At 72.6% G+C, this 12,419-nt stretch carries 16 protein-coding genes; 10 read left to right on the top strand and 6 right to left on the bottom strand.

What is annotated here, in order from left to right; all coding sequences use genetic code 11:
* Window positions 1-193: 193 nt before the first annotated feature.
* Together AB0M52_RS21085 and AB0M52_RS21080 are read right to left on the bottom strand one after the other, a co-directional pair.
* Window positions 194-1,144, bottom strand: a complete 951-nt coding sequence (locus tag AB0M52_RS21085) for a TIGR03557 family F420-dependent LLM class oxidoreductase (RefSeq protein WP_363956154.1) — start codon at window positions 1,142-1,144, stop codon at window positions 194-196.
* 73 nt (window positions 1,145-1,217) lie between these two features.
* Complete coding sequence (locus tag AB0M52_RS21080; RefSeq protein WP_363956163.1) at window positions 1,218-1,367, bottom strand: hypothetical protein; 150 nt, start codon at window positions 1,365-1,367, stop codon at window positions 1,218-1,220.
* Between the two features lie 190 nt (window positions 1,368-1,557).
* Here AB0M52_RS21080 and AB0M52_RS21075 point away from each other — a divergent pair, with 190 nt between their 5' ends.
* Entirely contained in the window at window positions 1,558-3,126 is a 1,569-nt protein-coding gene (locus AB0M52_RS21075; RefSeq protein WP_363956151.1) for a glycoside hydrolase family 3 N-terminal domain-containing protein, read from the top strand.
* Here AB0M52_RS21075 and AB0M52_RS21070 read toward each other — a convergent pair.
* A complete protein-coding gene (locus AB0M52_RS21070; protein ID WP_363956160.1) occupies window positions 3,110-3,391 on the bottom strand; it encodes a GNAT family N-acetyltransferase in 282 nt (93 codons plus the stop codon). The two genes, AB0M52_RS21075 and AB0M52_RS21070, sit on opposite strands and share 17 nt — an antisense overlap.
* 97 nt (window positions 3,392-3,488) lie before the next feature.
* Between AB0M52_RS21070 and AB0M52_RS21065 the strand changes: the two genes are divergently transcribed.
* The 7 genes from AB0M52_RS21065 (at window position 3,489) to AB0M52_RS21035 (ending at window position 7,877) form a co-directional block, all read left to right on the top strand.
* The gene (locus AB0M52_RS21065; protein WP_363956157.1) at window positions 3,489-3,824 is read left to right on the top strand and encodes a hypothetical protein; all 336 of its coding nucleotides are present in this window, start codon (window positions 3,489-3,491) and stop codon (window positions 3,822-3,824) included.
* A 123-nt stretch (window positions 3,825-3,947) separates the two neighbouring features.
* Window positions 3,948-4,769, top strand: coding sequence for a DUF1206 domain-containing protein (locus AB0M52_RS21060; protein WP_363956148.1), 822 nt, complete (start codon window positions 3,948-3,950; stop codon window positions 4,767-4,769).
* Between the two features lie 87 nt (window positions 4,770-4,856).
* Entirely contained in the window at window positions 4,857-6,053 is a 1,197-nt protein-coding gene (locus tag AB0M52_RS21055) for a mechanosensitive ion channel domain-containing protein (RefSeq protein ID WP_363956145.1), read from the top strand.
* Between the two features lie 296 nt (window positions 6,054-6,349).
* Complete coding sequence (locus AB0M52_RS21050; RefSeq protein ID WP_363956140.1) at window positions 6,350-6,784, top strand: phage holin family protein; 435 nt, start codon at window positions 6,350-6,352, stop codon at window positions 6,782-6,784.
* Window positions 6,781-7,110 (top strand): DUF3618 domain-containing protein, encoded by a 330-nt coding sequence (locus AB0M52_RS21045; protein WP_363956138.1) that lies wholly within the window; start codon window positions 6,781-6,783, stop codon window positions 7,108-7,110. Before AB0M52_RS21050 ends, AB0M52_RS21045 begins: the two co-directional genes overlap by 4 nt.
* On the top strand, window positions 7,107-7,379 hold the full coding sequence (locus tag AB0M52_RS21040; protein WP_363956135.1) for a DUF4235 domain-containing protein: 273 nt from the start codon (window positions 7,107-7,109) through the stop codon (window positions 7,377-7,379). The genes AB0M52_RS21045 and AB0M52_RS21040 overlap by 4 nt, the downstream gene beginning before the upstream one ends.
* Window positions 7,380-7,673: 294 nt before the next feature.
* On the top strand, window positions 7,674-7,877 hold the full coding sequence (locus AB0M52_RS21035; protein WP_011905669.1) for a cold-shock protein: 204 nt from the start codon (window positions 7,674-7,676) through the stop codon (window positions 7,875-7,877).
* Between the two features lie 173 nt (window positions 7,878-8,050).
* On the opposite strand, the gene AB0M52_RS21030 is transcribed toward AB0M52_RS21035, so the two are convergent.
* Window positions 8,051-8,245, bottom strand: coding sequence for a hypothetical protein (locus AB0M52_RS21030; protein ID WP_363956132.1), 195 nt, complete (start codon window positions 8,243-8,245; stop codon window positions 8,051-8,053).
* A gap of 41 nt (window positions 8,246-8,286) precedes the next feature.
* Window positions 8,287-9,270 (bottom strand): aldo/keto reductase, encoded by a 984-nt coding sequence (locus AB0M52_RS21025; protein ID WP_363956129.1) that lies wholly within the window; start codon window positions 9,268-9,270, stop codon window positions 8,287-8,289.
* Between the two features lie 102 nt (window positions 9,271-9,372).
* Between AB0M52_RS21025 and AB0M52_RS21020 the strand changes: the two genes are divergently transcribed.
* The gene (locus AB0M52_RS21020) at window positions 9,373-10,167 is read left to right on the top strand and encodes a trans-aconitate 2-methyltransferase (protein WP_363956126.1); all 795 of its coding nucleotides are present in this window, start codon (window positions 9,373-9,375) and stop codon (window positions 10,165-10,167) included.
* Window positions 10,164-11,189: an adenosine deaminase gene (locus tag AB0M52_RS21015; RefSeq protein ID WP_363956123.1), complete on the top strand. Its 1,026-nt coding sequence runs from the start codon at window positions 10,164-10,166 to the stop codon at window positions 11,187-11,189. Before AB0M52_RS21020 ends, AB0M52_RS21015 begins: the two co-directional genes overlap by 4 nt.
* A gap of 294 nt (window positions 11,190-11,483) precedes the next feature.
* Here the strand turns inward: AB0M52_RS21015 and AB0M52_RS21010 are convergent.
* Window positions 11,484-12,419 (bottom strand): HAMP domain-containing sensor histidine kinase (locus AB0M52_RS21010; protein WP_363956120.1); only part of this gene is annotated, 936 nt, incomplete at its 5' end.

Raw genomic sequence — 12,419 nt, 5'->3', positions numbered from 1 at the left:
CGCTTCATCACGGCCCGCATCGCGGCCAGCTGGTTGGGGCGCAGGGTGGTCCAGCCGAACAGGCTGCGCGCCGCGCGGCGCAACGACATCGAGTGCGTGGTCAGCTTCATCGAGGGCCGCAGGTACCCGGGTGAGCCGGTGACGAAACCCGCGGGCGGGCATCGGCCGGGGCCGCGCCGGTGCCCGGTCGGGCTCAGCGCAACCGGGGCAGCACCTCGCGCTGGTACAGGTCGAGCAGTCCCGGCCAGTTCGGCCCGGTGTTGGCCACGTAGACCTCGTCGAAGCCGGCCTTCGCGTACGCGTCGATTTTCGCCAGGTGCGCCTCGGCGTCGTTGCCGCAGACGAACGTGGTCCGCATCGCCTGCGGGTCGACCAGTCGAGCGGCCTGCTCGAAGTGGTGCGGCGAGGGCAGCACCTGCAACAGCTCACCCGGGATCGCGCTGATCGGCCACCGCTGGTACGCGAGCCGCACACCCTCCTGCACGGTCGGCGCGTACGCGGCCTTGAAGCCGGCCTGGCACGGCTTGTCGCCCCCGCCGTGCGCCCGGAACCGGCGGACCGATTCGGCGTCGGGGGTGGTGTTGACGAAGCCGTCGCCTATCCGGGCGGCGAGGTCCACCGCCTTGGGGCCGAACGCGGAGACGTAGACCGGCGGCGGCGTCTCGGGGCGCGTGTAGATCCGTGCGTGCTCCACCCGGTAGTGCCGGCCGTAGTGGTTGACGAAACCGTCGCGCCACAGTTTCCGCATCACCTCGACCGCTTCCTCCAGCATCTCCAGTCGGAGGCCGGCCTGCGGCCACGGGCCGCCGAGGATGTGCTCGTTGAGCGCCTCGCCGGAGCCCACGCCGAGGACGAACCGCCCGGAGTGCAGCACCGCGCTGGTCGCGACGGCCTGGGCGAGCACCGCCGGGTGGATGCGTACGGTCGGGCAGGTCACCGCCGTGGTGACCGGGAGCCGGCATACCTGGCTCAGCGCGCCGATCATCGACCAGACGAACGGGCTCTGCCCCTGCGCGTCCGTCCAGGGGTGGTAGTGGTCGGAGATCCACAGCCCCTCGAACCCGGCCCGCTCGGCGGCCCGGGCCTGCGCCAGCAGTTCCGCGGGCGGGTACTCCTCTGTGGATAGGAGGTAGCCGATCTTCATCTGTCCCCCTCGCCGTGGTGGTGCCTGCGCAGGCGGTACCCGGGCCGGCGCCGGTCACACCCGGGGGTGGGAGTCAGCGGCGGAACATCGCCCGGATCGCGGCGAACAGCAGCAGCCCGCCGACCACCAGGCCGAGCAGGCGTACGCCGGGGATGTCGGCCGGACTCGTCGCGTCGGCCAGCAGCAGCGGGTCCATTCCCGCACTCTCGCTGGACCACGGCACCCAAGGCAACTGTAAGGTTTATTGACTAATTGGGTGGCGCGGTGTGACCATGTCTGCACCGCCGGCTGGCGGGTTGTCCGCGGCGGAGAAGACGGGGGTACGAAAACCGCATGAGCGATCGTCAGCGAGCGAATCATCGGTGCAGTGCGGTGGTGCCACAGGACGGCACGGAGCTCAGCGGAGTGCCGGCATGAGCGACCGATCTGTCCGGCTCAGCGCACCGAACGGCAACCTGGCGGCGCTGGCGGCCGCAGTCCTGCAGCCCGGTTTCGTCGGCACCGTCCCACCCGCCTGGATACGTCGCTGGTTCGGCGACGGGCTCGGATCGGTGGTGTTGTTCAGCCGCAACGTCGTCGACCCGGAGCAGGTCGCCGCGCTCACCGCCGCGCTGCGCGCGGAGCGCCCCGACGTGATCGTCGCCATCGACGAGGAAGCCGGCGACGTCACCCGCATCGAGTCCGGCCGGGGCAGCTCCCGCCCGGGCAACCTCGCCCTCGGGGCGGTGGACGACCCGGCGCTCACCGAGGAGGTCGCCCGCGATCTCGGGGTCGAACTCGCCGCCGCCGGGATCACCCTGAACTACGCGCCCGACGCCGACGTCAACTCGAACCCGGACAATCCGGTGATCGGCGTCCGCTCGTTCGGCGCCGAGCCGTCGCTGGTCGCCCGGCACACCACCGCCTGGGTACGCGGCCTGCAGTCCGGCGGGGTCGCCGCCTGCGCCAAACACTTCCCGGGCCACGGTGACACCCGGGTCGACTCGCACCACGACCTGCCCCGGATCAGCGCCGACCGGGCCCGGCTGGACGCCGTCGAGCTGGCCCCGTTTCGGGCCGCCGTCGCGGCGGGCGTGCAGGCGGTGATGACCGGGCACCTGCTGGTGCCGGCGCTGGATCCACAGCTGCCGGCCACCCTGAGCGGGCGGATCCTGAGCGGCCTGCTGCGTGAGGAGATGGGCTTCAACGGTGTCGTGGTGACCGACGCGGTGGAGATGCGAGCGGTGACGGACCGGTACGGCTTCGCCGGTGCGGCGGTCCGGGCCCTCGCCGCCGGCGCCGACGCGATCTGTGTCGGCGGCGAGCACGCCGACGAGGAGACGGCCCGCTATCTGCGGGACGCCATCGTCGACGCGGTCGTCGCCGGAGAGCTGCCCGAGGAACGGTTGGCCGAGGCGGCGAAGCGGGTCGGCCAGCTCGCCGCCTGGACGGTGGCCGCCCGCGCGGCCCGCCTCGAAGCAGCCACGGCTCCCGGCACTACGGCCGGCGGTGCGTCGACCGGCGGCGGTGCCGGTTCCACGGTCGGGCTGGCCGCCGCGCGGCGCGCGATCCGGGTCACCACCGCCACCGGTGGCGCCGCCGCGCTGCCGCTGGTCGGCCCCGCACACGTGGTGGAGTTCGAACCGCCGCACAACATCGCGATCGGGGCGGAGACCCCGTGGGGGGTGGCCGCCCCGCTGGCCGCCCTCGTGCCGGGCACCACCAGCGCCCGCTACGCCGAGACCGCGGTGCCCACCGAACCGACCGCCGGTGCCGCCGGCCGGCCGATCGTCCTGGTGGTGCGCGACCTGCACCGGCACGGCTGGATGCGCGCCGCGGTCGACCTGGCGCTGGCCGCCCGGCCGGACGCGGTGGTGGTGGAACTCGGCGTGCCCGCGCTGGTCACCGGCCCGGTGCATGTGGCCACCCACGGCGCCACCAGGGCCGCCGGGCTGGCCGCGGCCGAACTGCTCAGCGGGGCCGCCGTCAGCCCAGGCTGGTGACCAGGTCGGCGTACTCGGGATGGCGCTCGATGAAGGCGGCCATGAACGGACACTGCGGCACCACCCGCCCGCCCTGCGCCCGGACCTGGTCCAGCGTGTCGCGCGTCAGCGCCGAGCCGACGCCCATGTTCTGGAACGCCGAATCCACCTCGGTGTGGGTGAAGACCAGCACCTCGCCGCGCGGCAGGTAGGTGGTGAACCCGGCCAGCGCGTTGTCGACCAGGATCTCGAAGCGGTGTTTGGCGGGATTGTCCTCGACCAGCATGCTCACCCGCCCATTGTCCACCGTCCGCCGACGGCCCCGATGCGGTTCGCCGGCGTCTCGTACCCTTGGCCGCGTGACGAAGCGATCCTCCGCCGCCATGACCCCGCACCTTCCTACCCGCAAGACCCTCGGCCTGCTGGCCGGCCTCGCGCTCGGCGCGGCCCTGCTGGCCGGTTGCAGCTCCGAGGGCGCCAGCACCGACTGCGGGCTGGACGCCTGCACGGTGACCTTCGACCGGGGGGTGGAGGCCCAGGCCAACGTTCTCGGCGTCGAGGCCCGGCTGGTCGGCGCCCAGGACGACCAGGTCACCATCGAGGTCGCCGGCGAGCAGCTGTCGCTGACCGTCGGCGAGCAGGCCGCCGACGTCGGCGGCCTCGCGGTCACCCTGGACAGCGTCACCGACTCCGAGGTCAAGGTCCGGATCTCCCGGTAACCCGGCTGACGGCGGTAGCCGCCCAGTTCGATCCGCCGCTCAGTTCGATCCGCCGGCAGGCCGCCGCCCACGGGTGGCGGCCGGCCACGTTTGGGGATCTTCGCGTCCGGAGATTGAGGCGCCATGTCTCTTACCCGGAACGCCGAGGCCGCCGCCGCCCGTACGGCGGGCAGCCGGTGGCTAGCACTACTCGCCCGGGCCGGTTTCGTCGGCTACGGGATCGTGCACCTGTTGTTCGGCTGGCTGGCGCTGCAGATCGCGTTCGGCAACGCGGCCGACGACGGCGACCAGTCCGGCGCGCTGCGTACCCTCGCCGCGCAGCCCATGGGCCGGTTCCTCGTCGTCGCCATCGCCGTCGGGCTGCTCGCCATGGCGATCTGGCAGGCCCTGGAGGCGGCCGTCGGGCATCGCGCCGAACGGGGCAACGACCGGCTCCAGGAGCGGATCGTCTCGGCCGCCCGGGCGGTCATCTACCTCTGGCTGGCCTGGACGGCCGTCAAGGTCTTCGCCAGGGCCAACTCCGACAGCGCGGCACAGCAGGAGGAACTCACCGCCCGTCTGATGGAGTCGGCCGGCGGCCGGTGGCTGGTCGGTGTCGCCGGCCTGGCCCTCGCCGGGTTCGGCGTCGGCATGGTGGTCTACGGCGTGCGGAAGAAGTTCCTGAAGCGCCTGAAGACGGGCGAGATGAGCGCCCGGGCCAGCCGGCTCGCCCGCCGGCTCGGCATGGCCGGCTACGCCGCCCGGGGCAGCGCGTTCGCCGCCACCGGCCTGCTGGTCGTGCTGGCCGCAGTCGACTACGACCCGGAGAAGGCCCGTGGCCTGGACGCCGCGCTGCGGATGCTGCGCGACCAGTCGTACGGCCCGATCCTGCTCACGCTGATCGCGCTGGGCATCGCCGCCTTCGGCGCGTACTGCTTCCTCCAGGCCCGTTACCGCAAGGTCTGAACCCTCCTCCGGTGGCCGGCGACGACGATCCGGGGCAACATTGCCCCTTTGTTCGGATCTTGCCGTCGGGCCGGAAGGAAAGTACACGTGCACAGCTACCTCGTAACGGTCGTCGCCGCGCTCGCCGCGGCGGCGACCGCTTCCGCCGTGGTCGAGGTGGTGCATCGCCTGACCAGGCGGTGGGGCCGCCGGTCACTGCTGATGACCCAGCTGACCCAGCATGCGCACCGGGCCTCGCAGGTCGCCGCCACGGTGCTCGCCGTGCAGTTCGCCGTCCGCTTCAGCACCGGGTACGCGGTCGGCACCGCGTGGCGGCAGGTGCTGCTACACCTGCTGGTGCTCGCCGTCATCGCGGCCACCGCCTGGCTGGTCACCGCCCTGCTGGTGGCGGTCGAGGACACCGCGTTGGCCCGGTTCCGGGTGGACGTGCCGGACAACCGGCATGCCCGTCGGGTACGCACCCAGGTCGTCATGCTGCGTCGGGTGACGATCGTGGTGATCGTCGTCCTCACCGTCGGCGTGATGCTGATGACCTTCCCCGCCGTGCGGGGCATCGGCGCCGGCGTGCTGACCAGTGCCGGTGTGGTCGGTGTGGTCGCCGCGCTGGCCGCGCAGAGCCTGCTGGGCAACGTCTTCGCCGGTCTGCAGCTCGCCTTCAGCGACGCGGTACGCCTCGACGACGTGGTCGTGGTCGAGGGCGAGTGGGGTCGGATCGAGGAGCTGACGCTCAGCTACGTGGTGGTCCAGATCTGGGACGACCGGCGGCTGATCCTGCCCACCTCCTACTTCACCAGCACCCCGTTCCAGAACTGGACCCGTACCGAGGCGGCCGTGCTCGGCACGGCCGAGTTCGAGCTCGACTGGTCGGTACCGGTGCAGGCCATGCGGGAGGAACTGCGCCGCCTCGTGGAGAGCACCGAGCTGTGGGACGGCCGGGTCTGCGTACTTCAGGTGACCGAGGCGACCGGCGGCATGATCAAGGTCCGCGCCCTGGTGAGCGCCGCCAGCGCCGGCGCGCTGTGGGACCTGCGCTGCCTGGTCCGGGAGCACCTGGTGGCGTGGGTACGCGACCACCGGCCCACCGCGATGCCCCGACTTCGCGCCGAGGTCGGCGACGGTGCGGCCAACCTGCCCTGGCAGTGGGTGCAGCCGCGCCGCTCGCCGCGTCGCCCGGCCGAGGCCGAGGTACCCGACGACGCCCGCCTCTTCGGCGGCAGCGACGACGGTGAGGCCCGCAGCGAAGCCTTTGTCGGCCCCGACGAACCCGCCGAAGCCCGCCGCTGACGCTTTCATTCACCCATCCCGGTCTGCCGATCATGAAGTTGGCGGGTGTTTGAAGGATCAAATTGCCCGCCAACCTCATGATCAATTGAATAGGGGTCGGGTGGGGTGGGGGTGGGCGGGACGTTTGGGGCGGCGTTTGGTGGGGACCTGCTGCGGGACGCTTCTGCTCCTTCTCGCCGTGGCCGTCACCAATACGGAAGACGCGCGGCGGTCCGGATCCGGGCCGGTAACCGCGCGCCGGATTGGCCGGCGGCGAATTCGGGCATACAGCGCGGTGATGAGGAGAGGGGGACAGGATGGCTGACGTGGCGAACGTTCGTACCTCCCGTAACGGGAGCGAGCCGTCCACCGCCGAGTTGGTCCAGCGGGCGGCCGAGCAGGTATCCCGTCTGGTCCGGGACGAGCTCATGCTGGCCCGCGCCGAGTTGACGCAGAAGGGCAAGCACGCCGGCATCGGCATCGGCCTGCTCGCCGGCGGCGGCGCGCTCGCGTTCTTCGGTCTCGGCGCGCTGGTCACCGCCGCGATCCTGCTGCTGGCCCTGGTGCTGCCGGCGTGGGCGGCCGCCCTGATCGTAGCGGCGGCGGTGTTCCTGCTCGCCGGCGTGTTCGCCCTGGTCGGCAAGCAGCAGGTCGCTCGGGCGGTGCCACCGGTTCCACAGGCGACCGTGCGCAGCCTGCGGGCCGACGTCGACGTGGTCAGCGCGGCGGTCAAGGACGGGAGACGGGCATGACGCGCAACGGCACCGGCGACACCGAGGCACTGCGCGAGGAGATCCGACGTACCCGGGTCGAATTGGGCGAGACGATGGAGGCGCTGGCCGCGAAGGCCGACGTCAAGAAGCGGCTGAAGTCCTCGGCGGATCAGGCGCGGGAGCGGATGCGGGAGCAGGCCGTGCTGACCGTCGCCCGGGTCCGCGGGCAGGCCAGCCTCACCCACGGGCCGATGCGGGGACGGGCCGCCGGGGCGCGGCGGGGACCCGCGCCGTTCGTCGCCCTCGCGGCCGGCGCGGTCGTCGCCGCGGTGGTGCTGGTGATCATCCGAGGGAGGCGTGGGTGAGCAGGGGGATCGGCAAGGCCGCATACAAGCCGGTCGGCGTGGTGATGGGCATCGCCGCCGGTGCGATCGCGGGTGCCGTCTTCCGCCAGGTGTGGAAGGTGGCCGCCGGTGACGGCGATGCCCCGAGCGCGACCGACGAGAACCGTCGCTGGGGCGAGATCCTTGCGGCGGCGGCGTTGCACGGTGCCATCTTCGCCGTGGTCCGGGCCGCCGTGGACCGGGGCGGAGCCCTCGGCGTACGCCGACTCACCGGTCGCTGGCCGGACTAGTCCCGGTCGACACGGGCCAGGCACGTACGCCCGTTGCCCGGCGAGGGGGCCTTTCGCCTTGGCTCCCGCCTCCACCCAGCGGATCTGACGCATCTGTCAGGTCACATGTCGGAGAATTTCGTCGGGTAGGCTGTGCAGAGTTTTTGCGTACGTGGTTTGCTGTTCCACGCTGTTGAGAGATGGCGTGGGTTGAGAGAAGTCTCCTTCACCGGGGGCCGCCTCAGGCGCCGCTGCTCGAAAACGGCCAATCGGCCGCACGGCGTGCTCGGCCGCCAGTTTTAGAAGGAGATACACATGGCGCAGGGAACCGTGAAGTGGTTCAACGCTGACAAGGGCTTCGGCTTCATCACCGTCGACGGCGGGGGTGCTGACGTGTTCGTCCACTTCTCGGCCATCCAGACCAGCGGCTACCGCACGCTGGAGGAGAACCAGCGGGTGGAGTTCGAGATCGCCCAGGGCCAGAAGGGTCCGCAGGCCGAGCAGGTCCGCCCCCTCTGAGCGCATCGGTCGGCGACTGCCGGCCAATTGCAAGGCAGTCCCCCGAATCGGTGTGAAGCCCCGCGTTCCGACAGGACGCGGGGCTTTTCCGCGTCCTGTCCCGGGCGGGGGCCGCGCGCCGGGTGGTCGCGCCGGTACGGATCCGGCCGCCGGGACAATCCCGGCGGCCCGGATCAGCGTCGGTTGCGGGCGCGGACGCCGAGCCAGAGCAGGGCCAGGCCGACCAGCGCCAGCACCGGGCCGAGCAGCGCCCAGATCCGCTGGTCGGTCATCACGCTGCCTTCGACGTAGCCGAGGCCCTGCACCGTCCACACCGCACCGACGACCACGGCCAGCAGGCCGAGGGTGAGGCGGAACCAGCCGTTCATCGCGACCTCCCTCTCCGATGGCCCGCCAGCGGGCGCGCCGTTCACCACCGGTGGTGCACCTGTGGGCGGATCAGCTCGTCGTAGACCGCCGTCACCTCGGCGAGCTCCTCCGTCGACAGTGGTGGCTGGCCGCCGACCGCGGCGTTGCCCCGTGCCTGCGCCGCGTCGCGCGCCCCGGGGATGACCACTGTGACCCCTGGCTGGTCGAGCACCCAGCGTAGTGCGAACTGGGCCATCGTCCGGTCGTCGCCGACCAGCGGCGCGAGCCGACGGACGGCGGCCAGCCCCAGGTCGTAGTCGACGCCGGAGAACGTCTCGCCGACGTCGAACGCCTCGCCGTGCCGGTTGTACTGGCGGTGGTCGTCGGCGGCGAAGGTGGTCCGCTCGTCGTACCGGCCGGAGAGCAGGCCGCTGGCCAGCGGGACGCGGGCGATGATGCCGACCCCGGCGGCCGAGGCGGCCGGCAGCACCCGGTCGAGCGGCTTATGGCGAAGCGCGTTGAGGATGATCTGCACGCTGGCCACCCCGGGCCGGGCGATCGCGGTGAGCGCTTCGTCGCAGGTCTCCACGCTGACGCCGTACGCGGCGATGCGCTTCTCGGCGACCAGCGTGTCGAGGGCGTCGAAGACCGCGTCGTCGGCGAAGACCACCGTCGGCGGGCAGTGCAACTGCACGAGGTCCAGTGTGTCCACCCCGAGGTTCGCCCGCGACCGGTCGGTCCACTGGCGGAAGTTGTCCAGGGTGTACGCCTCCGGCGTCTGCGGGACGCGGCGGCCCATCTTGGTCGCCACCGTCAGCCCGGCGTCGGGGTGGGCCGCCAGGAAGCGCCCGATCAGCCGCTCGCTGCGTCCATCGCCGTACACGTCGGCGGTGTCCAGGAAGGTGATGCCGGCGTCGACGGCGGCGGTCAGCACCGCGATGGCGTCGTCCTCGGTGACCGTGCCCCAGTCGGCGCCGAGCTGCCAGGCGCCGAGGCCGACCACGCCGGCCTGTCGGTCCAGGCGGGGGAAGGTGCGTTGCTCCATGCGAGTGAGCCTAGTGACCTTCCTTGCCCAGTCCAGGGGCGGCCCGTACGGTAAACAAGACGGACGTACGGTTTGTAGATGTGGTGTGGAAGTGGAGGCGTGATGTGGGATCCGGCGACGTACCTGCGCTACGGAGACGAGCGCTCCCGGCCGTTCCACGACCTGCTCGCCCGGGTGGCCGCTGATCGGCCCCGGACGGTGGTCGACCTCGGCTGCGGTCCCGGCACCCTGACCGCCACCCTCGCCGCCCGCTGGCCCGGCAGCCGCATCGTCGGGCTGGACTCCGCACCGGAGATGATCGCGCGGGCCGCCGCGCTGGACGCCCCGGTCACCTTCGGCCTGGCCGATGTCCGCGACTGGCACCCCGAGCCGGACACCGACGTGGTGGTCAGCAACGCGGTCCTGCAATGGGTGCCCGGCCACCGCGAGCTGCTCACCCGCTGGGCCGGTGAACTGCCCACCGGGGCCTGGCTGGCGATGCAGGTGCCCGGCAACTTCGACGCCCCCTCGCACCGCGCGCTGCGCGAGGTCGCCGGGCGCCCGCCGTGGCAGGCGGAGCTGGCCCCGCTGCTGCGCGCCACGCCGGTCGCCGACCCGGTCGACTACGCCGAGTCCCTGGCCACCGCCGGCTGCGCCGTCGACGCCTGGGAGACTACCTACGTGCACCTGCTCCCCGCCCGTCCCGACGCGGACCACCCGGTGTTGACCTGGCTGGAGGGCACCGCGCTCCGCCCGGTCCGGGCCGCGCTGGACGCCGCCGGCTGGTCCGCGTTCCGGGCCGCCCTGGGGGTACGCCTCGCCGAGGTGTACCTGGTGCGGCAGCGGCAGGTGTACTTCCCGTTCCGACGGATCTTCGTCGTCGCCCGTATTGGCGCCCGCGCCCAGGAGAGCTCGTGACCGATCTGCGTACCTTCATCGCCGGACTGCCCAAGGTGGAACTGCACGTGCACCACGTCGGTTCCGCCTCGCCCCGGATCGTGGCCGAGCTGGCCGCCCGCCACGAAGGGCGCAGCCCCGTCCCGGCCGACCCGCAGCTGCTGGCCGACTACTTCGCCTTCCGCGACTTCGCCCACTTCATCGAGGTCTACCTGAGCGTCGTCGATCTCATCCGCGACCAGGAGGACGTCTGGATCCTCACCCACGAGGTGGCCCGGGAACTGGCCCGCCAGCAGGTCCGCTACGCCGAGCTGACGGTGACGCCGTACTCGCACGTCAAGCGTGGCATCCCCGCGCCGGCGTTCTGTGAGGCGATCGAGGACGCCCGCAAGCGCGCCGCCGCCGACTTCGGCATCGAGCTGCGCTGGTGCTTCGACATCCCCGGTGAGGCGGGCCTGCCGGCGGCCGAGGAGACGCTGCGGATCAGCCTCGACGAGCGGCCCGACGGGCTGGTCAGCTTCGGTCTGGGCGGCCCGGAGATCGGCGTGCCCCGGCCACAGTTCAAGCCGTACTTCGACCAGGCCCGGGCGGCGGGACTGCGCTCGGTGCCGCACGCTGGGGAGACCACCGGGCCGCAGACCGTCTGGGACGCGCTGCGCGAGCTGGGCGCCGAGCGGATCGGCCACGGCATCTCCGCCGCCGAGGACCCGCAGCTGCTTACGTACCTCGCCGAGCGGCAGATCGGGATGGAGGTGTGCCCGACCTCCAACGTGCGGACCCGGGCGGTGGCCCGGATCGAGGAGCACCCGCTGCCCCGCCTGATCGAGGCCGGGCTGCTGGTCACCATCAACTCCGACGACCCGCCGATGTTCGGCACCACCCTCAACGACGAGTACGCGGTGGCCGCCCAGCTGCTCGACGCCGGTCCGGCGCAGCTGGCCGAGCTGGCCCGCAACGCGGTGACCGCCTCGTTCCTCGACCCCGCCGGAAAGCAGCGGATCAGCGCGGAGATCGACGCCTACCTGGCGACCACAGCCGGCTGACCTCGCCGGCCCGGCCCGGCGCGGGTCCCGGTGCACGGGCCGAGGCTGGGCGGAGTGGCGCGCGGCGGGAGGAGGTGTGGGGGGACCGTGTCTCCCGCCGCGCGCACGGCTCCACCGGCGAGGTGCGCTGGGAGCGGAGAGCCGGTGGAACTGCTGGGTTCGCAGCTGATCCTGGCAGCCGTACCGGGCGCGTGGGCCGGCGTTAATCCGGATCTAAGGAAGACTTGTGCCACGCCACAGCCCAGGACCACAACCCGGGACCACGGCCCGCGGCGGGCACCGTACCGGCAGCGCTCAGCTGTCGGCGGGGCGCTGCCGGGGCCAGCGGCGCCCGCTGCTCTTCTGCTCCCGGGCCATCCGACCCACCAGGCCGAACCGGCTGACCTGACGTGGCGTCGCGTCCGGATCGGCGAGCAGCATCACCACACTGGCCCCGCCCAGCCGGGCCCGGTCGATGCTGACCGAGCCGTTGGCCTGCAACGCCACCCGCTTGGCGATGTCCAGCCCGAGGCCGGTGGAACCCTGGTCACTGGCGCCGCGGCGCAGGGCGCGGTCCGGGTTGGCGATGCCGGGGCCGGCGTCGTCGATCCGGATCGCCACGTACCCGTCGCGCCGGGAGACCGCCACCTCGAACGCGGCGCCCTGCGGGGTATAGCGGAACACGTTGCCGATCACCGCGTCCAGCGCGGCGGCCAACTCGGCCCGGGGCACCGGCGCGGGGATGCGCAGTTGGGCGCCGCTCACCCGGTGCGGGCGGTTCTGGTCGCCCGCGAGGGCCGCCCAGAACACCATCCGGTCGCGGACGACCTCGCTCACGTCGCACATCGCCGGGGCGGCCTCCGTGGCCACCGCCTTGCGGGTGGTCTTGATCAGCACGTCGATCTCACCCTCCAGGGTGACGATCGCCTGCCGGATCCGCCGGATGCCGCGCCGGTGGTCCAGCTCCGCCTGGCTGAACGAACCCACGCTGGTGTCGTCGGACTCCAGCGCCTCGGCGTCCAGCCGCAGCACGGTCAGCGGGGTCCGCAGCCGGTGCGACATGTCCGCCACCAGTTCCCGCTCATCGGTGCGGGCGGCGACGAGCCGTTCCGCCATCCGGTTGAAGGCATGGCCGGCCTCGGCCAGCTCGCGCGGGCCGCTCGGCTCGACGTGTACGCCCAGGTCGCCGTCGCCCACCGCGAGCGCCGCCTCGACCAGGCCCCGGGTGGCGTCCACCGTGCGGGCCGCGAC

The organism is Micromonospora sp. NPDC051296, from assembly GCF_040682255.1.
GTDB lineage: Bacteria > Actinomycetota > Actinomycetes > Mycobacteriales > Micromonosporaceae > Micromonospora > Micromonospora craterilacus.
This window is presented reverse-complemented; position numbering and strand designations above follow the sequence as displayed.

What these genes read in the sequence shown, in the direction of transcription:
- AB0M52_RS21045 (WP_363956138.1), top strand. Translation starts at nt 6,781, where the DNA reads ATGACGCGCAACGGCACCGGCGACACCGAGGCACTGCGCGAGGAGATC.
- AB0M52_RS21050 (WP_363956140.1), top strand. Translation starts at nt 6,350, where the DNA reads ATGGCTGACGTGGCGAACGTTCGTACCTCCCGTAACGGGAGCGAGCCG.
- AB0M52_RS21020 (WP_363956126.1), top strand. Translation starts at nt 9,373, where the DNA reads ATGTGGGATCCGGCGACGTACCTGCGCTACGGAGACGAGCGCTCCCGG.
- AB0M52_RS21030 (WP_363956132.1), bottom strand. Translation starts at nt 8,245, where the DNA reads ATGAACGGCTGGTTCCGCCTCACCCTCGGCCTGCTGGCCGTGGTCGTC.
- AB0M52_RS21035 (WP_011905669.1), top strand. Translation starts at nt 7,674, where the DNA reads ATGGCGCAGGGAACCGTGAAGTGGTTCAACGCTGACAAGGGCTTCGGC.
- AB0M52_RS21065 (WP_363956157.1), top strand. Translation starts at nt 3,489, where the DNA reads ATGACCCCGCACCTTCCTACCCGCAAGACCCTCGGCCTGCTGGCCGGC.
- AB0M52_RS21025 (WP_363956129.1), bottom strand. Translation starts at nt 9,270, where the DNA reads ATGGAGCAACGCACCTTCCCCCGCCTGGACCGACAGGCCGGCGTGGTC.
- AB0M52_RS21075 (WP_363956151.1), top strand. Translation starts at nt 1,558, where the DNA reads ATGAGCGACCGATCTGTCCGGCTCAGCGCACCGAACGGCAACCTGGCG.
- AB0M52_RS21070 (WP_363956160.1), bottom strand. Translation starts at nt 3,391, where the DNA reads ATGCTGGTCGAGGACAATCCCGCCAAACACCGCTTCGAGATCCTGGTC.
- AB0M52_RS21060 (WP_363956148.1), top strand. Translation starts at nt 3,948, where the DNA reads ATGTCTCTTACCCGGAACGCCGAGGCCGCCGCCGCCCGTACGGCGGGC.
- AB0M52_RS21085 (WP_363956154.1), bottom strand. Translation starts at nt 1,144, where the DNA reads ATGAAGATCGGCTACCTCCTATCCACAGAGGAGTACCCGCCCGCGGAA.